This is a genomic window from Burkholderia cenocepacia (assembly GCF_900446215.1).
In the GTDB taxonomy this organism is placed as follows: domain Bacteria; phylum Pseudomonadota; class Gammaproteobacteria; order Burkholderiales; family Burkholderiaceae; genus Burkholderia; species Burkholderia cenocepacia.
Genome location: NZ_UAQZ01000001.1, coordinates 1,183,228 through 1,199,749 on the forward strand (window position 1 = coordinate 1,183,228; position 16,522 = coordinate 1,199,749).

14 protein-coding genes are annotated in these 16,522 nt (G+C 61.7%); 9 read left to right on the forward strand and 5 right to left on the reverse strand.

What is annotated here, in order from left to right:
* The first annotated feature begins 8 nt into the window (after window positions 1-8).
* From DTA15_RS05535 to DTA15_RS05545, 3 genes are all read left to right on the forward strand, one after another.
* Complete coding sequence (locus DTA15_RS05535) at window positions 9-1,745, forward strand: thiamine pyrophosphate-binding protein (protein ID WP_227743171.1); 1,737 nt, start codon at window positions 9-11, stop codon at window positions 1,743-1,745.
* 48 nt (window positions 1,746-1,793) lie between these two features.
* On the forward strand, window positions 1,794-2,675 hold the full coding sequence (locus DTA15_RS05540) for a hypothetical protein (protein ID WP_012493002.1): 882 nt from the start codon (window positions 1,794-1,796) through the stop codon (window positions 2,673-2,675).
* A 208-nt stretch (window positions 2,676-2,883) separates the two neighbouring features.
* Window positions 2,884-4,011: an iron-containing redox enzyme family protein gene (locus DTA15_RS05545; RefSeq protein ID WP_006482304.1), complete on the forward strand. Its 1,128-nt coding sequence runs from the start codon at window positions 2,884-2,886 to the stop codon at window positions 4,009-4,011.
* A gap of 6 nt (window positions 4,012-4,017) precedes the next feature.
* On the opposite strand, the gene DTA15_RS05550 is transcribed toward DTA15_RS05545, so the two are convergent.
* Both DTA15_RS05550 and DTA15_RS05555 read right to left on the reverse strand, forming a co-directional pair.
* Window positions 4,018-4,599, reverse strand: coding sequence for a TetR/AcrR family transcriptional regulator (locus DTA15_RS05550; RefSeq protein ID WP_006494084.1), 582 nt, complete (start codon window positions 4,597-4,599; stop codon window positions 4,018-4,020).
* 433 nt (window positions 4,600-5,032) lie between these two features.
* Complete coding sequence (locus DTA15_RS05555) at window positions 5,033-5,812, reverse strand: TetR/AcrR family transcriptional regulator (protein WP_006482323.1); 780 nt, start codon at window positions 5,810-5,812, stop codon at window positions 5,033-5,035.
* A gap of 100 nt (window positions 5,813-5,912) precedes the next feature.
* On the opposite strand from DTA15_RS05555, the gene DTA15_RS05560 reads away from it, so the two are divergent.
* The 5 genes from DTA15_RS05560 (at window position 5,913) to DTA15_RS05580 (ending at window position 12,593) form a co-directional block, all read left to right on the forward strand.
* Window positions 5,913-7,625 (forward strand): bifunctional 3-(3-hydroxy-phenyl)propionate/3-hydroxycinnamic acid hydroxylase, encoded by a 1,713-nt coding sequence (locus tag DTA15_RS05560; protein WP_012493004.1) that lies wholly within the window; start codon window positions 5,913-5,915, stop codon window positions 7,623-7,625.
* A 7-nt stretch (window positions 7,626-7,632) separates the two neighbouring features.
* Complete coding sequence (locus DTA15_RS05565) at window positions 7,633-8,703, forward strand: VOC family protein (protein WP_012493005.1); 1,071 nt, start codon at window positions 7,633-7,635, stop codon at window positions 8,701-8,703.
* A gap of 36 nt (window positions 8,704-8,739) precedes the next feature.
* A complete protein-coding gene (locus DTA15_RS05570) occupies window positions 8,740-9,696 on the forward strand; it encodes a fumarylacetoacetate hydrolase family protein (RefSeq protein ID WP_006482290.1) in 957 nt (318 codons plus the stop codon).
* On the forward strand, window positions 9,693-11,654 hold the full coding sequence (locus DTA15_RS05575) for an acyl-CoA synthetase (RefSeq protein WP_006482354.1): 1,962 nt from the start codon (window positions 9,693-9,695) through the stop codon (window positions 11,652-11,654). Before DTA15_RS05570 ends, DTA15_RS05575 begins: the two co-directional genes overlap by 4 nt.
* Before the next feature lie 213 nt (window positions 11,655-11,867).
* The gene (locus tag DTA15_RS05580; protein ID WP_006494094.1) at window positions 11,868-12,593 is read left to right on the forward strand and encodes an OmpW/AlkL family protein; all 726 of its coding nucleotides are present in this window, start codon (window positions 11,868-11,870) and stop codon (window positions 12,591-12,593) included.
* A gap of 275 nt (window positions 12,594-12,868) precedes the next feature.
* Here the strand turns inward: DTA15_RS05580 and DTA15_RS05585 are convergent, their stop codons facing one another.
* The 3 genes from DTA15_RS05585 to DTA15_RS05595 are packed head-to-tail and all read right to left on the reverse strand — an operon-like array spanning window position 12,869 to window position 15,338.
* Entirely contained in the window at window positions 12,869-13,603 is a 735-nt protein-coding gene (locus DTA15_RS05585) for a polysaccharide deacetylase family protein (protein ID WP_006482311.1), read from the reverse strand.
* A 23-nt stretch (window positions 13,604-13,626) separates the two neighbouring features.
* Window positions 13,627-14,187 (reverse strand): hypothetical protein, encoded by a 561-nt coding sequence (locus DTA15_RS05590; protein WP_006482314.1) that lies wholly within the window; start codon window positions 14,185-14,187, stop codon window positions 13,627-13,629.
* Entirely contained in the window at window positions 14,184-15,338 is a 1,155-nt protein-coding gene (locus DTA15_RS05595) for a glycosyltransferase (protein ID WP_006482301.1), read from the reverse strand. Before DTA15_RS05595 ends, DTA15_RS05590 begins: the two co-directional genes overlap by 4 nt.
* 284 nt (window positions 15,339-15,622) lie before the next feature.
* Here DTA15_RS05595 and DTA15_RS05600 point away from each other — a divergent pair, with 284 nt between their 5' ends.
* Window positions 15,623-16,291 carry a TetR/AcrR family transcriptional regulator gene (locus DTA15_RS05600; RefSeq protein WP_227743172.1) on the forward strand — a complete coding sequence of 223 codons (669 nt, stop codon included), beginning with the start codon at window positions 15,623-15,625 and terminating at the stop codon, window positions 16,289-16,291.
* Window positions 16,292-16,522 lie beyond the last annotated feature (231 nt).

A 16,522-nucleotide genomic window follows, 5' to 3' on the forward strand; every position in this document is an offset into this window, starting at 1 on the left:
CATTCGACATGAAACGCTATTTTTCCGATCTGATCGTAGACTTTCTCAAACAACAAGAAATCGAGTACGTAGCCTTCAACCCCGGTGCCTCCTTCCGGGGAATCCACGACTCGTTGGTACATCGAGAGGATTCGCCTGAGATCCTTATGGCATGTCATGAGGAGATCGCGGTAGCCATGGCGCACGGCTATTACAAGGCATGCAATCGACATATGGCAGTGTTCCTGCATGCGAATGTTGGGCTCTTGCACGGGTCAATGGCGATCTTTAATGCATGGTGCGACCGGGTGCCACTGTTGCTGATTGGTGGTAACGGGCCGATTGATGCCGCAAAGCGGCGACCGTGGATTGACTGGATCCATACGTCGCAAAACATTGAGTCCGCCGTGAAGGATTTCGTCAAATGGTGCGATCAACCAACCAGTCAGAGGGCAACAGTCGAATCGCTTTATCGAGCCTTCAAGTTGATGAACACCGAGATGCATGCCCCGTGCTACGTGGCTATCGACTTTGACGTTCAGGAACAAGAAGTCGAAAGTGCGGCGCAACTGCTGCCACCGACCGCGACCACTCCTAGCAGGCTGCCGGCAGCCGATGCACCCTTCATCGAGAATCTGACGGAAAGGCTGCTGTCGGCGCGCATGCCGGTTCTGATCATTGATTTCAGTGGGCGAGATCCGGCAACCGTCGCACCGCTCATCTCGTTGGCGGAACAGGTCGGGATGGCGGTGATCGATCGTGGTAATCGATTCAATTTTCCCAATGTTCACCCGTTGAATGTGTCCAACGCACCACCTGACATGCTCAAGGAGGCCGATCTGGTGTTGGCGATCGAAGTCCAGGACCTTGCCGGTGCTTTGGGGGCGTTTCTTCCCGTAACCGACGGTATGCCTGCTATTGAGGATGTCACCGTGGTTACGTTGAGCACGAGCGACACGTTGCCAAGTAAATGGGCTGCGGACTATCAGCAGTTTGTTCCGGTTAACCTGGGTGCGATTGCCGACACTCGGACAACTGTTGAAGCTTTGGAACGCGCCGTAGCTGATGCCGCCGACAGACACGCTCGTCCTGAACGGGAAGAGAGAGTTCGCGCATTGACGGTACATCATGAGCGGGTGCGGAGGGAATGGGACCTCGACGTGCGGCAACTTCGCGCCGAAGACAACGAGATCCATGTCGCGACGGCAGTGCGAGAAATATTTCAGGTAGTGCAAGACAGAGACTGGATCCTCACGAATACGGGTAGTCTCACCATCGATGGCTGGGTCAAGAAGCTATGGGATATTGAACGACCGGGTTCCTATCTCGGGCTAAACGGTGGTGCTGGATTGGGGTACGGGCTGGGCGCATCCATCGGGGCGGCAATCGCGCATCGTAATGATGATGTCCTATGCATCGACCTGCAGGCGGATGGCGATTTTCTTTATACACCCAGCGCACTCTGGACATTGAGTTCGTACGATGTTCCGTTGCTGGTCATCATTATGAACAATAGGTTGTACTTGAATTCAACGCAGCATGCTGAACGTATCGCGAAGGCCAGGAATCGCGTTGAGGATCTGTCACACGTTGCGACGAGTTTCTTCGAGACACCGGTCGATTTCGTCAAGATTGCCGAAGGGTTCGGAATCAAGTCGTTTCCTCGCATCGATCGAGCAAGCGAAATCGAGCAAATTGTCGGTGAAGCGGCACATTACGTTGTGACTCAGCGCAAGCCTGCACTAGTCGAAATCCTGATGAAGTAAGCCCCGTGGCTGAAATCGAAAAATCACCGTCCAGAAAAAGGCTATGAAATGACTATCAAGTTTATGGAAGGCGTACTCCGCGGAGAGCGTTTTGTGGGATTTGTCGAGTCAGGCGTGACACTGCCGAACGAGCTCTATCGAATCTCGTTGGCAAAACTGTGCGAAGCGACTGGCGGCAAGACTGACGCGGTCGTTGCGAAGGAATATCTGTTGAAAAGCGCGTCGTCGGTGAGATTTTCGGATCAAGACATGATCGACTTTTCGCCGTTGCCGCCGCTCTTCCCCGATGCGGCCGGGGACGCAATGGCCAGCGGATTCATGCAGACCCACAACGTCAAGATCGAATCCGCGCGCGATGACCATGGCGAGATTGTGTTGCCAAATTGGTTTGTCAAGGGACTGGGATCATCCGTGAAACTGTCCGGTCAACCACTGCGCGCACCCAGGCAGGCTCTGGCACTGTGCGAAGAAGCTGAGGTCGTGCTTGTCTACCGCAGCAACGCAGATGGGCGGCCGGAATACTGTGGTTACACATTCGGGAACGACCTGACGGATATCGGCCGCTTCAAACGGCATCCGGGCCATCTCGCATATGCAAAGCTATGTGATGCTGCCGTTTCCAGCTGGTTCCATATCGCGCCACCACCGCAAAGCGTACAGGGTGAAGTTTCGATCGAGCGCGACGGTGCGGTTGCTTGGAAGGGAAATTTCAAGACGGGACTGGATGCTCTCGGCTACCGCTTGGCGGATATGGTCGATCACTTGTTTTCCTATTCGGCGCTGAGCCACCCGGGGCGAATTCATTATGTGTTCATTGGTGCCGATCGGAGCAGCTTTCATGCTGGTTTCAGCATCAAGGAAGGCGATCGAATCGTTCTGAACTTTGCCAGTCACGACGTAGTTATTTCGAATCAGGTTCAGTTCGCCTAGTTGCCATCGAGGCGCCCGTATGGCACAGAAGCCGGGCGGAGTTTTGACCGGCTTTCGTCTGGTTGTTGTCGGTAAGAGGCGATCGAGCACCTGCCTGTGGCGCCCGTATTTGTTTCTCCGTTGATTAACAGGCGCGTGCCTGTCGGTCTCTTTGATTTTCGTTACATCGCGTGACGTAGCGCTTTTTCACAAGTAGAAAGGAAGCAACATGCTCGAAGAGCAATACATCAGGAATGCTTTCCCTGACATAGCGGCCGTGCCGGTACCTCTGCTGACCTCACTGTCGCTCCCGCTGGACCAGGCGGTATCGGGATTGCTCGACAATATGCTGCTCGAGGAACAAGCGGAATTGCACCCGGAATGGGAAGAGGTATTCCTGCAACGTGTGCGCGATGCGCTCGAGCGTGCGCTTATCAAGCGCGACACGGATGCTGCAAATGCAGTTCATCGAACGTTGTTCCTGCTGTATGAACTACACGTCGTCGACGGCGCGTCGCCACGTGCCGCCAATCAGTTCAATCCGTCGCTGACGCGTGTGCGTCGATGTATCGAGCGGGCATGGCTCGACAATGAAATGCGTCGCGTCGGTGATGAATGCCCCGCGCATCTTGACGGCTCGGCGCTTACGCAGAGGCTCAAGCGCTTGTGGGTGCAACATCCGGTCGCGTCGCATCCGTTGTTCGATTTCCTGGAAAGGAGCGCGTCGCTCGAGCAGATCGTCGCATTCTTCAAGAGTGACAGCGCGTTGAATATTCGTTTTTTCGATCTGCTGGTGTATTCAATGATCGGATCGCGTGAAGGCGTGCGGCGCGAGTTGGCGCAGAATTTCTGGGACGAATCGGGACGCGGCGACGCCGCGCGCAGCCATGTGACTCTATTCCGGAGCTTGCTCAGCACGGTCGGAGTGAGTAGCGCGTCCGACGACCATGCCAGCGAACTTGGGTGGCAAGGATTGGCGGGTTACAACCTGTTCATGCTGTCGAGCGTGAATCGGCAGCATTACTTCAAGCTGCTGGGCATCATGGCAATGACCGAATTGCTTGACCCGTCACAGTACGAAAAGCTGGCGCGCGGGTGCCGGCGTGTCGGGTTAGGCCGTGACGCTGAGCTTGACTACTACGACGAGCACGTGACGATTGACGTAATTCATGGGGAAGGATGGCTGTCGAACGTCATTGTTCCAATCGTCAACGAAACGCCAACCGTGGCAAAGGACATCCTGGTTGGCGCGTCGCTGAGAATGGCAACCTGCAATGACTATTACGATGCGTTACTGGCTCGATTGATCGAAATGGGGCAACAACAGGCGGGTGAGCAGATTTCGATGGCTGCCTGATACGTGTCATAGCATGGCGACGGGGGCTTGGACTGCGTGCAACAGACACTCCGTTGCTTGCCATGCTTCGTTGGCTGCATTGGTTTTGTCGCCGATCACGGCGGCTAGTGTGGCGCCGTCGAGCAACATGACGACTTGGCGAGCCGTCGATTCGATCGACGTTGCGGGTACAAGATCACGCAACAGGTTCTGGATGAAGAGACGGAGCTGAACTTTCTGTTTGGTCGAGATGCGAATAATCTCGCCGGGTTCGGCGTGAAACTCCGAGAGTGCACTGGTGAACATGCAGCCCCCAAAGTCGCGTGCATTGAACCAGCGATCGTGCCAGGAAAACACTTCCCTCAACCGTTCAATCGGTGTGTTCCGGGTAGCAACTGCACTGGCCATCGACCCCAGTGCACTGTGCGCGCGCTGAGTCAGAACCTCGGAGATCAAATCGTTCTTGGTCGAGAAGTATCGGAATAGCGTCATCTTCGCCACTCCTGCTTCTTCGATGATTCTGTCGATCCCGACGGCGTGGTAGCCGTATTGCGTAAATAATCGTGTCGCCGTATCGACGATCGCCTGACGTTTTGAACTTGTGGCCATGCGATGCTTTCCCCAACCTGATCGTCTCACGATTATAGCGGCGCGAGACCATCCGATGGGGCGTGGGTTCGGGCTATCCCAAGCGGTTGAGTGGTGTTGTTGTCGCACCGCTTACGGTAGGCCTTCAGCCCGTCGTCGAACCGAAACATGTCAGCCTCCCGAACATCTGGATTACCGAAGGCAAGTCGTCGACAATCGCCTCGCCGAGGTCAAATTCGACTCCATTCGACAGGCGAACATCTAACGAGAGTGCCACCAGCGACCTGTTCGGCGGCAATACAGGGAGAACGACGGGCACGGTCGATGACGAGGGCGACAGGGGAAACGCCCGCCGTTCACTCACCGGAACACGACGTGATGGCCCTTGGATGTCGATCGGTACGCCGTCGGTTACCCGCCAAGGTTCTGCCCATCACAGCCGAACGATGGACCGCTAACGTTCTTGCGATTCGTTGGGCGCAGGCGTCACGGCGGGCGGCAACGGGCGATTCGCGATCTCTATCGCTTCAGTTCGCGGCACACCCAAGGTTTGCAACAGGGATGAAGCTGCCCGTTCGGCAAAGCCGTTCTGACTGTACCCGATCATGTTCAACATGTCGGTAACCGGCTTCTCGTCCGCATCGAATCGGAGCTCGATCGCAATGGCGGTCAGTACCGCGCCCCCGACCGTGATCACGCTCATCAGCGGGTCGCTTGCCGAGAACCTCCCCGCGAGGATGCCTTTCTGAATATCCCTCAACAACCGCGGTCCGAGGCCGCGGCTGAGCGCTCGCATGGACAACCCCTCGCGCAGGAGAAATTGTCCCCAGACCGGCTCGCCTCTGGCTCGCAGCAATGTATGGCGCAGCGACACGGAAATGATCTCGGCCGGGTCGGTGAGGCCGCCTGCGATGCGGTCCAGGGTATCCGCGAACTCCTCGAACACGATTTCCAACACCGCGGCATGAATCGCCTCTTTCGATTCGAAGTGGTTGTAGAACGACCCGAAACCCACGTCCGCGGCTTCCGTAATTTCATTGATCGCGACGCCTTCCATCCCCTTTTGCGCCATGAGTACAAAGGCGGCATCCAGCAGGCGCGCGCGCGTCTCGCGCTTGCGGCGCGCGCCCCGCGGCTCGCGAACCTCGGGGCTCGACGGCGCTTGCCCGTTCGAGACGGCCGGCGACGGTGTTCTGGTGCGACGGGAAGAAGTGTTGGGCATCGGCGTGCGCATGGTTTCGGTGTTCGAGTATACGTTCGAACATCAAAATTGACAAAGTTATCAGTTATGACTTTAATGTCATCAAGGCGGCCAGCAGTGGCCAGTCCCGAGAATGGGAGACGGAACGGTGGTGGAGACAAAACTGACGTGCGAGCCGGGCGTCCATGAAGGCAACGACAACGCGAACTGTGCCGGCGGCCGCGACTTGCCGTCGGAGGTAGACGTGCTCGTGGTGGGCTGCGGTCCCGTCGGCGCGGCGATCGGTGCGCTTCTCGGCCGGGACGGCGTGCGCGTGCTCGTCGTCGACAGGGCGGCGGAGATCTTCATGGCGCCGCGTGCGATCGCGCTCGACAACGACGCGCTTCGCATCCTGCAGTACGTCGGGGTGAACGAAGCCGACCTCGATACGGTGGCGATTCCGTACGTCCGGATGCGCTCGCCCTGGTTCGGCGAGTTCGGGCGCATCAATACGCTGGGGAGCATCGACGGCCATCCGAAGCTCGTGACGTTCTATCAACCGGACCTGGAGCGATGCTTGCGTGCCCGACTGGCCGCGCACCGCACGGCCCGAATGGCGCTCGGTGTGACGCTCGTCTCGCTCGACGAGCACGCGGACCACGTCGCCGCCACGCTCGACAGCGGGCCGGGCGCACGGCACGTCGTGCGCGCCCGCTACGTCGTCGGTGCCGACGGCGCCAGCTCGATCGTGCGCCAGCTGATCGGACAGGATTTCAAGGGCAAGACGTTCGCGGAGGACTGGTTGATCGTCGATGCGCGAAACGTGCGCCGACCCATCGACCACGTCGAATTCATCTGTGACCACCGGCGACCGACGCCTCATATGACCGCACCCGGGGGGCGCGAGCGTTGGGAGTTCATGCTCCATCCCGACGAGACGCGCGAAGAGATGGAATCCGACGAACGCATCCGCGAACTGCTCGCGCCGTGGGGCGGCATCGAGGACATGGTGATCGAACGCAAGGCCGTGTACCGTTTTCATGCCCGAACCGTCACGACGTTCAGCAAAGGGCGCGTTTTTCTCGCGGGCGATGCCGCCCATATCACGCCGCCGTTCGTCGGCCAGGGGCTCGTCGCCGGCCTGCGCGATGCCGCGAATCTCGGCTGGAAACTGGCGTGGGTCGTCAAAGGCCACGCAACCCCGCAAATTCTGGATTCCTACGATCGGGAACGCCGACCGCACGCCAAGGCGATGATCGGCGTCGCGAAATTCATGGGCAAGCTCGTGATGCCGCGAAACGCCGGGATCGCGTTGTTCACGCATGGTCTGATGCGATTGACGCGGCTCGTTCCGCCGCTACGGAATCACTTCGACGAACTCGGGATCAAGCCGAAGAATGCGTTCCGGAGCGGTCTGTTCGTCCCCGGCCATTCGTCCACGCGGCTCGTGCGCGGCGCAGCCCTGCCGCAGGGATGGCTGCGCAGGCACGATGGGACGATCCGCCTGAGCGACGACGTGTTCGGTACTGGTCTCGCGCTGATCGGATTCGGACGGGATCCGGGCGTCGAGCTCGACGCCGGCGCGCGAGCCGCGCTGATCGCGGCGGGCGGCGTCGTGGTGCAGGTGATGCACCGCGGGCAGCGCCTTCATCGCATCGAGGACGACGGATGGGAGGACCTGGACGGTACGTTCATGCCGGGTGTCGTGCGGTTTGGCTGGGCGGCCGTGATTCGGCCGGACAAAACGGTCCTGCACGAAGGCCCGGTCGCCGACTCGACCCGTCTGGTTCTCGAATCCCTGCAATTGCTTGGTGCGCGCACCGCGTTGTCGTCGCTGTCCGATCACATTGCCCAGCCGATTTCCTGAGGCCCCCATGAAGCTCACGACTGCACAACCCGCACGGAGTCCCCAGCCGACGACGAAGGCTCGGGCGCTTTCCTATCTGATGTTCGAGCGTCCCGATCTCGAACGGGCCGAACGATTTCTCAACGACTTCGGCCTGCGGACGGTATCCCGTGACGGCGAACATTTGTTCCTTCGAGGCACGGCCGCCACACCGTTCTGCTACGTCGTCCGGCGGGCTGAAAAAAACCGGTTCGTCGGCTTCGGGCTTGAAGTGGACGGCATCGACGCACTGCGAAAGCTCGCCGGCGTGCCAGGCGCGTCGGACGTGGCGCCGTCGCCGTGGCCCGGTGGCGGCCATCGCGTCACGCTCGTCGATCCGTCGGGTTTTCGTGTCGACGCGGTCGCGGGACAAGCGCGGGCCGGCGCCCTGCCGCACCGGTCGGCGTTACCGTTCAACTCGCCCGATTCCGTCGTTCGCGTGAACGATACCCAGCGTGCGCCGCTGGCGGCGCCGGAAGTGATTCGCCTCGGTCATGTCGTGCTCGAACTCGCCGATTTCCAGGCGACTTGCGCGTGGTACACGTCTCACTTCGGTTTCATCCCGAGCGACGTTCAGGTGTTGCCGGATGGATCGCCCGCCGTCGCGTTCTTGCGGCTCGATCGCGGGGCGACCCCCACGGATCACCATACGCTGGCATTGGCACAGGGGTTCGCAGCGCTTTACAGCCACTCGGCATTCGAGCTGGTGGACGCGGACGCCGTGGGGATCGGGCAGCGTGTGCTGAGCGAAAAAGGATGGACGCACGCATGGGGAATGGGTCGCCACATTCTCGGCAGCCAGGTCTTCGACTATTGGCAGGACCCCTGGGGCGACAAGCACGAACACTATTGCGATGGGGACATGTTCACGGCGGACGTGGCGACGGGCATCCATGAAGTCAGCCGTGAAGCGATGTCGCAGTGGGGCCCGCGGATGCCGCGCAGCTTCACCAAACCGAAGATCACCGCCGCCAGCATCGCATCGCTCATCCGAAACCTCCGGGCCAGTCCGGACGTCACGTTCGCGAAGCTGCGCACGCTCGCGAAGCTGTTTGCGTGACCCCCATCTTCACTCAGACCTGTTCGAGGCATCTTCATGGCATTGCACGTCTTGCACTACCGGCATCAGGGGCGCGCCCAATGGGGCGTGGTGAGGCATCACCGGATCACGCCGATACCGGGCGACTACCCGACGACCGGCGAATTCGTGCGCGCACATCGGATCGATGACCTCGCCGCGCTCGACGGAGAAACGATTCCCGAATCGGACGTCGAATGGCTGTCGCCGGTCACGCGCAATCAACGGTTCGTTTGCCAGGGCGCCAACTATCGCCAGCACATGATCGAGTCCGGCATGAATCCGGATGCGAAGTCATTCAACATGATCTTCACGAAGGCGACGAGCTGCATCGTCGCCGCCGATTCCGACGTCATCCGGCCGCAACATGTGCGGTTTCTGGACTACGAGATCGAACTGGGGCTCGTGCTTCGCCGCGATATCACGTCCCGGCAAGCCATCACGGACAAGAACCTGCACGAGTACGTCGCGGGCCTCGTGATCGTCAACGACTATTCCGCACGCGATATCCAGATTCCCCAAATGCAGTTTTACAAGGGAAAAAGCTATCGGACGTTCGGGCCGGTCGGGCCGTATCTGTGCCTGCTGGAGGCCAGCGATATCGCACGGCTGCACGCGCTGACGCTGACACTGACCGTGAACGGGGACGTGCGGCAGAGCGATTCGACGGGGAATCTCGTGTACGGTCCGGCCGAAACGCTCACGGAACTTTCGGGTGTTCAGGATCTGAACGCCGGTGACTTGCTTGCAACCGGCACGCCTTCCGGGTGCGCGCTCAGCATTCCGTCGCCGGCGAAGCAACGAATTGCCGCGTTGCTGCCGGAGCAGATGAAGTGGCGGATTTTCACGAAGGTTCAGGCCGCGCGCCCGCAGTACCTGAAGGCCGGGGATCTGGTCGAGTCGCGGATCCGGAGCAGGGACGGGGCGATCGACCTCGGTGTGCAACGCAACCGAATCGTGGACGAGCTCGCATGAACGCCATCGCAACCGAAGCGGACGTGCTTCGGATCGAAAACCAGGGGCCGCCCGCCGACCTCCCGGCCAGCACTTACGAGATGATCGGCCGTGGTGCGGCAATCGACCCGAGCGCGCCGGCCTTGTCGTTTTTCCTGCGCGCCGACGATCATCGCAAGCCATTGCGCTGGACCTATGCGGCGCTTCTGCGGGATATCACCCGCGCCGCGAACATGTTTTCGCGCCTCGGTATCGATCGCCACGCGGTGGTCGCCTCCGTGCTGCCGAATTTGCCGGAAACGCATTTCGTCATCTGGGGAGGCGAAGCGGCCGGGATCGTGTGCGCGATCAATCCGTTGCTGGAGGGGCCGGCGATCGCATCGCTGCTCAAGGCCGCAAACGCAAAGGTGCTGGTGACGCTGGCGCCTTTTCCGGGAACGGATATCTGGTCGAAGATCCAGCCCGTCCTGAGCGAGGTGCCGTCGCTGCAAAGCCTCGTCCTGATCGATCTGGCCGAGCGCGTGCAGGGGTGGCGCCGCATTGCCGCACGCGCGATGCAGCGTCGCGAATGCAAACGGTTGCACGGGCGCGCGGGCGTGCGCGGCGCCGTTCCGCGCCATGTCGCGATCCACGATTTCGACAGTGCGATGTCGCGTGAATCCGGCGATTCGCTGCTGATCCCACGGCGTTTCGAAGCCGACGACATATCGTCCTACTTCTGTACGGGCGGCACCACGGGATTGCCGAAAATCGCGATTCGCCGGCACGGCAACGAGGTGGCCAATGCCTGGAGCGTCGGGCAGGTCGTCGGCGCCGGGATGGGCCCGGGGAAGACCGTGTTCTGCGGACTGCCGCTGTTCCATGTCAATGCCGTGCTGGCAACCGGCCTGGTGCCGTTCTCGCGCGGCGCACATGTGGTGCTGGGTACGCCACAGGGCTATCGCGGCGACGGCGTCGTCAAACGATTCTGGGAAATCGTCGAGCACCACAGGATCAATTTCTTCAGCGCGGTGCCGACCTTGTATTCGGCGTTGCTCGACGTGCCCGTCGACGGCCGGAACATTGACTCGCTGGAATATGGACTGTGCGGTGCCGCGCCGATGCCCGTGGAAGTATTCCGCACGTTCCAGGATCGCACCGGGGTCCGGATCCTCGAAGGCTACGGGCTCACCGAGGGCGCCTGCGTCAGCAGCGTCAATCCGCCAGGCGGCGAACGGCGTCTCGGTTCGATCGGCTTGCGCATCCCCGGCCAGATGATGAAGGCGGTGATACTCGACGACGCAGGCCGCTACGTGCGCGATTGCGTCGAGAACGAAGTCGGTGTGCTGACGATTTCCGGGCCGAACGTGTTCGCGGGCTATCTTCAGGAAGATCAGAACAAGAGCCTGTGGCTCGATCTCGGTGACGGCCGGCAGTGGCTCAACACCGGGGACCTCGCGCGACGCGATGCCCAGGGCTACTTCTGGCTCACGGGCCGCCGCAAGGAGCTCATCATCCGGGGCGGGCACAACATCGATCCGGCGACGATCGAAGAACCGCTGCACCGCCACCCGGCCGTGCAGATCGCTGCGGCAATCGGACGTCCCGACGTGCATGCTGGCGAGCTGCCGGTCGCGTACGTGCAGTTGAAAGCCGGCGCAACGGCAACCGAGACGGAGCTCGACACGTTCATACGCGGCATGATCGGCGAGCGCGCCGCGATACCGAAGCGGATCCATATCGTCGATACGATGCCGCTCACGGCGGTCGGCAAGATCTTCAAGCCCGAACTCAAACGATGGGAGACGTTCGACGCGCTGGTCTCCGCGCTGAAGGATGCCGGCGTCGAGGGTGCGCGGGTGAGCATGGTGGACGACCCGTCGCGCGGGCTCACCCTGCATGTGGCGCTGAGCGATCACGCGCAGACAGCGAAGGCCAATACGGTGATGGGCCGCTTCCCGTTCGCCTTTTCGACTTCCGTGGAACCCGAACATCACTGATTGTCGATTCCCGGAACGTTCGGCATTGAATTGAGCAAATAGATTCGGAATCCGAATCTATGGAGCGGGAATTTCGCTTGACGAAGCAGCACCCGACGTTTTTGGCGTCGCGCGTCACACGCGCGGGAACAGCCCGCAAGTCATGCGTGGCGCACGGCGATGAAGACAGGTTTCACGATTCTTGAACACCAACACCAAAATCTGGAGACAATCATGAAACGAATCAGTGCAGGAGCCGTCGTATTGGTCGCGGCCATTTCTGGCGCGCATGCGCAATCAGCCGGTCAGTGGGTGGTCAGTGCCGGTTGGTCCCACTTTGCCCCGCAGGGGGCGGCGGATCCGCTGACCCTCAATGCACTCGGCCAGTCGCAAGTGATGACCGGCAGCGGCGGGGACATCGCAAGCGGCGATACGTTCGGACTGACCGCAACGTACTTCCTGACCGACCATATCGCGGCGACGACGGTCATGGGCTTTCCGCCGACCTGGCACTTGAACGGCGCAGGCACGCTCAGCGGTTTCGGCGAGCTGGGGACCGCGCGGGCCTGGAGTCCGGCGATCATCTTCAACTACTACTTCGGCCAGCCGAATGCACGGTTCAGGCCGTATCTGGGCGCCGGCGTCACCTACACGTGGTTCAGCAACATCAAGCTCAGCAATCCCGTTTCCACCGGCCAGATCTATTTCTCGCCGACCGTCGGGACCGCGCTCGAGGGACCGACATCCGTGTCGCTCAGTCATTCCTTCGCGCCCGTCGTCAACGGCGGCCTGACGTACAACATCGATTCGCACTGGTCGATCAACGCGTCGGTCGCGTATTCGTGGGTATCGACACGCGCCACGCTCACCACCCGGTCCTCCGTCGGCACGGTCACGAGCACCAGCAAATTCCGGGTCAATCCGATCGTGACGTTCCTGTCGGTCGGATACCGCTTCTGAATCGCATTGCCCGGGACACGGCGCACGCACGTTGCAGTCGCCACGCTGCGTGCGACGTGATGATTGCCGCCGAGATTCGGCGGCGCATGGGCCGACCGCGGACGCTTCCTGGTCCCTTGCTCGCGACATGCTTCGAGTGCGGTCGGAGCATGAAGGATTGCTGACCAGAACGATGAATATGGCCTACACAAGGTGCAGACGATGACTGTGACATCGAAGGAGACGGGTATCGGCTCGGCGTGGTACCGGTTCATCCGGACGAACTGCCTGGATACTTATCGGCGCCCCGCTATCCGCCCCTTCCAGCACTTGAACCACAGCCTCGCAGCCCCGACTCCGCCCGCGACCGGAATCCGCGGCAACAGAAACGGATCGTCGGCCGCGCCGGCGCATCCGCGCCGGGTCGTCGTTGCGTTGCCGTAACCGGCAGCGATGACTTGATCGCGCACGCGCGCGTCGAGATTGCCGTACGGATAGCAGAACGATTCGACACATTGCCCGCTCAGCATTTCGAGTTGCCGCTTCGATTCGGTAAGCTGAAAGTCCGAAACAGGCGCCGGCACATATGACAGCGCGACGTGATCGAGCGTATGCGAGCCGATTTCATGGCCGTGATCGCGCCACGCGAGCATGTCCTCGCAGGTCATCAACGGTGAGCGCTTGGTCGGCGCGCCCGCGTCCCAGTCGTTCGCGCCGCCGAACCGGCCGGCGACGAAGTAGCAGGTCGCGGTGAATCCGAGCGCATCCAGCACGGGCATCGCATGCGTCAGCACGTTGAGAAAGCCGTCGTCGAACGAAATACCGAAGACCTTGCCCTGCCGCTCCCCGCGCAGGTACGGCTGCAGTTCGCGCACGCTCAGGCCGCGGTAGCCGAGCTGCCGGAACAGCGTCATCTGGCGGCGGAACGCGTCGGGCGCGACGCTCAGGCTGCGCAGCCGGTCGGTCGGCGGCGGCAGCAGGCGGATCTGGTGATACATCAGGATCGGATAGCGTGGGGTGCGCGCAAGCATCGGCGGGTCGCAGGAAAGCGGGATTACGCGGCCTTGCGGAAAATCCGCAGGGTCTTGAAGTCGCCGACCTCGACGAAATCGGCATTGGCGGCCCACCGCGCGATGATCGGTTCAGCCTTTCGATACGCCGACGATCCCGTGTAGAACAACAGATGGCCGTTGGGCGCGGTATGGCGCGCGAACAGGTCGAGCACCTCTTCGTCGGTCTTCGCGCCGTAGCGGCTGTTCGCTTCGTCGCGGAATTCGCACAGATGGAACAGCGTGACGACGTCGAACGTCGGCAGCAGGCGCGAATGGCTCGTATAGATGTCGCCGAAATACGCGAGGTAGGTCTTGCTCACCTCGGGCTGCCGCGTGACGAGATCGACGTACGACTTGTATTCCTTCGGCGATGCCGTCACGCCGAAGACGGTGTTGTTCAGGTGCGGCCGCGCGCATTCGATGCCGACATGGTGGTGGCCGCCGGTGCCGAAGTGATAGATGCGGATGCCCTTGAGGTGCACGGATTCCAGCCATTCGACGAAGTGCACGTCACACGGACATTCCTGCGTGCGCAGGTCCCAGTACTTCTTCCAGATATTCAATGCCATTTCGTGGATCTCAAGGAAGTCACCCAGCGGTACGGGTTGTGTCGAATCGACTTCTGATAGACGGACAAGGTCGCGTCGACGAACGCGTCGAACGAAAATTCGCGCTTGCCTTTCAGCCGCGCGCTGCGCCCCATCGCGCGGACGCAGCCGGGTTCCTGCACGATCGCGCGCAGGATCGCTTCGATCGCCGCGGGCTCGCGCGGCGGGACGACCCAGCCGTCCACGCCCGGCTCGACGTTCTCGGGCAGCCCGCCCACGCGCGTCACGATCGCCGGGCAGCCGAGCGACATCGCTTCGCGGCACGCATACGACAGGCTCTCGTGGTACGACAGCACGAACGATACGTCGATGATCGAGAACGGCGCCCACACGTCGTCGAGCCGTCCGGTGAACGCGGTGCGCGACGCCATGCCGTGCCGCGCGAGCTGTTCGCGCTGCTCGCCGGACGGCTCCGCGCCGATCAGCAGCACGCGAAACCGCTCGCGCTCGGCTTCCGGCAGGCGGCCCAGCGCCGCGATCAGGTCCATCCAGCCTTTTTCGGGCGTGGTGCCGGCGCTGCTGCCGAGCACGATCGCCTCCGCGCCGGACGCGCCGAACAGTGCGATCTTGCGGCGGCGGATCTCGTCGCCGGCCAGTCGTTCGGCGGCCGGCCGGCGCACGCCGTGCTTGACCACCGTGACGTTGCCGTACGGCGAGCGCAGCGCGAGCATGCTGGCGACGTAGTCGCTGACCGCGATCGTGTGGTCGGTGGCCAGCCGCGCACGCAGCACGTTGCCGAGGCTGTCGGCGCGATAGGTGTTGTGCTTGGTCAGCACGATCGCGGGCCGATACCGGCAGCCGAGCAGCGCCAGCATCACCTGCCTGTGATCGGCGGCCCCGTTCACATGGATCACGTCGAAGCGCTCGGCGGCGATCCGCCGGCGCAGCCGGAGAATCTCCCGGCACAGCCGGTTCCAGCGCGGCTTGAACTCCATGTCGAAGATCGCCACGTCGGGACTGTCCTTCAACAGTCGCGACAGGCGGCTGCCTTCCGGCGACGCCACGGTCACGCGGTGATGGCGGCTCATCGCGACGGCGAGATCGCGGACGTAGGTGTCCTGGCCGCCGCCGTAATCGCCGTGGAAGTTGGTGTACAGAATGTTCATCACGATGCCGCTTTTTTATCGATCCGTCATTTCAGAGGAATGCTAATGAACTGCCGGACTCGACCTGATGGAAGCCATGGCGCGAACGCGGTGCCGCGTTTCCGGCCCGGGATTGCGCATCGACGTCGGCGTACGGCGCCAATGCGAATCATTTCCAAATATTACAGATCGTTTACGTGTCGTAGTGTCGAGGTCTGCGCATCTTTGTGAGAATCTGTCGTGATCGCTGGATCGTGTCGCCCGGTTCGTGACGATCTCCCGCGATCGCGATTTCGATTGCAACGATGGCGCCGGATTTGATTCGGGTCGATGCCTTCCCTATAATGCGACGATTTAGTCCGGTTATTTCGGGAAGCATGGCGCGTACACGGAACGAAAACCTTCATCAGCAGCGCCGCGAGCAGATCCTGACCGCGGCCGCCCGGGTCTTCAAGGCCAAGGGGTTCCACGGCGCGCGCACGGAAGATATCTGTGCGGCGGCCGACATGAGCGCGGGCGCGGTGTTCCGGTATTTCGCCGACAAGCGCGAGATGATCGACGCGATCATCGCGGTCGAGGTCGAGCGTTATACGCAGGACTTCAACCGCATCCTCAGCAGGGACGGCCTGCTTGGGCTGGCCGGCATCACGGCCGACGAGCTGGCCGGGATGATGGCGCAAGGCGATGACGGCCTCGGTGTCGACAGCTGGCTCGAACTGGCGCGCGATGCCGAACGCCGCCCCGATATCGTCGGGCTCGACCGGAAGATGCGCGCGGATCTTGCGGCGCTGCTGGCGCGCGGCCAGGCCGAAGGCTGGGTCCGGCCATCGCTGGATCCTGCCGGTGCGACAAACATCGTCTTCGCGCTGTTCAACGGCCTGTGGCTCGACCGCAGCCTCGGCACGTCCGTCGACATGAAACAGACGGCCGCCGCGCTCGGCGATTTCTTCCGCACCTACGTGCTGGTTGCCTGACGCCCGACGCCACCGGCGCGCATCACGTCGACACGTTCGCCGCGGCCTTCCGGCAAGCCGCGCGCTATCCGATCCGCTGAAATTCCCCGGCATCCGGCCGTGCCGGAAGCGAGCCGGACCGCGACACCTGCCCTTTCCCGACGACATCAGGACGCAAATCAACCCGCGGCGCTTTCAGATTTGAAAGCCGGCTCGCCGTTTGCGTTAGAATGCCCCCCCTTGTCCGCCCGG

Excerpts from the sequence above, each read along its gene's own strand:
- DTA15_RS05535 (WP_227743171.1), top strand. The coding sequence starts at position 9 with ATGAAACGCTATTTTTCCGATCTGATCGTAGACTTTCTCAAACAACAA.
- DTA15_RS05540 (WP_012493002.1), top strand. The coding sequence starts at position 1,794 with ATGACTATCAAGTTTATGGAAGGCGTACTCCGCGGAGAGCGTTTTGTG.
- DTA15_RS05545 (WP_006482304.1), top strand. The coding sequence starts at position 2,884 with ATGCTCGAAGAGCAATACATCAGGAATGCTTTCCCTGACATAGCGGCC.
- DTA15_RS05550 (WP_006494084.1), bottom strand. The coding sequence starts at position 4,599 with ATGGCCACAAGTTCAAAACGTCAGGCGATCGTCGATACGGCGACACGA.
- DTA15_RS05555 (WP_006482323.1), bottom strand. The coding sequence starts at position 5,812 with ATGCGCACGCCGATGCCCAACACTTCTTCCCGTCGCACCAGAACACCG.
- DTA15_RS05560 (WP_012493004.1), top strand. The coding sequence starts at position 5,913 with ATGGGAGACGGAACGGTGGTGGAGACAAAACTGACGTGCGAGCCGGGC.
- DTA15_RS05565 (WP_012493005.1), top strand. The coding sequence starts at position 7,633 with ATGAAGCTCACGACTGCACAACCCGCACGGAGTCCCCAGCCGACGACG.
- DTA15_RS05570 (WP_006482290.1), top strand. The coding sequence starts at position 8,740 with ATGGCATTGCACGTCTTGCACTACCGGCATCAGGGGCGCGCCCAATGG.
- DTA15_RS05575 (WP_006482354.1), top strand. The coding sequence starts at position 9,693 with ATGAACGCCATCGCAACCGAAGCGGACGTGCTTCGGATCGAAAACCAG.
- DTA15_RS05580 (WP_006494094.1), top strand. The coding sequence starts at position 11,868 with ATGAAACGAATCAGTGCAGGAGCCGTCGTATTGGTCGCGGCCATTTCT.
- DTA15_RS05585 (WP_006482311.1), bottom strand. The coding sequence starts at position 13,603 with ATGCTTGCGCGCACCCCACGCTATCCGATCCTGATGTATCACCAGATC.
- DTA15_RS05595 (WP_006482301.1), bottom strand. The coding sequence starts at position 15,338 with ATGAACATTCTGTACACCAACTTCCACGGCGATTACGGCGGCGGCCAG.
- DTA15_RS05600 (WP_227743172.1), top strand. The coding sequence starts at position 15,623 with ATGGCGCCGGATTTGATTCGGGTCGATGCCTTCCCTATAATGCGACGA.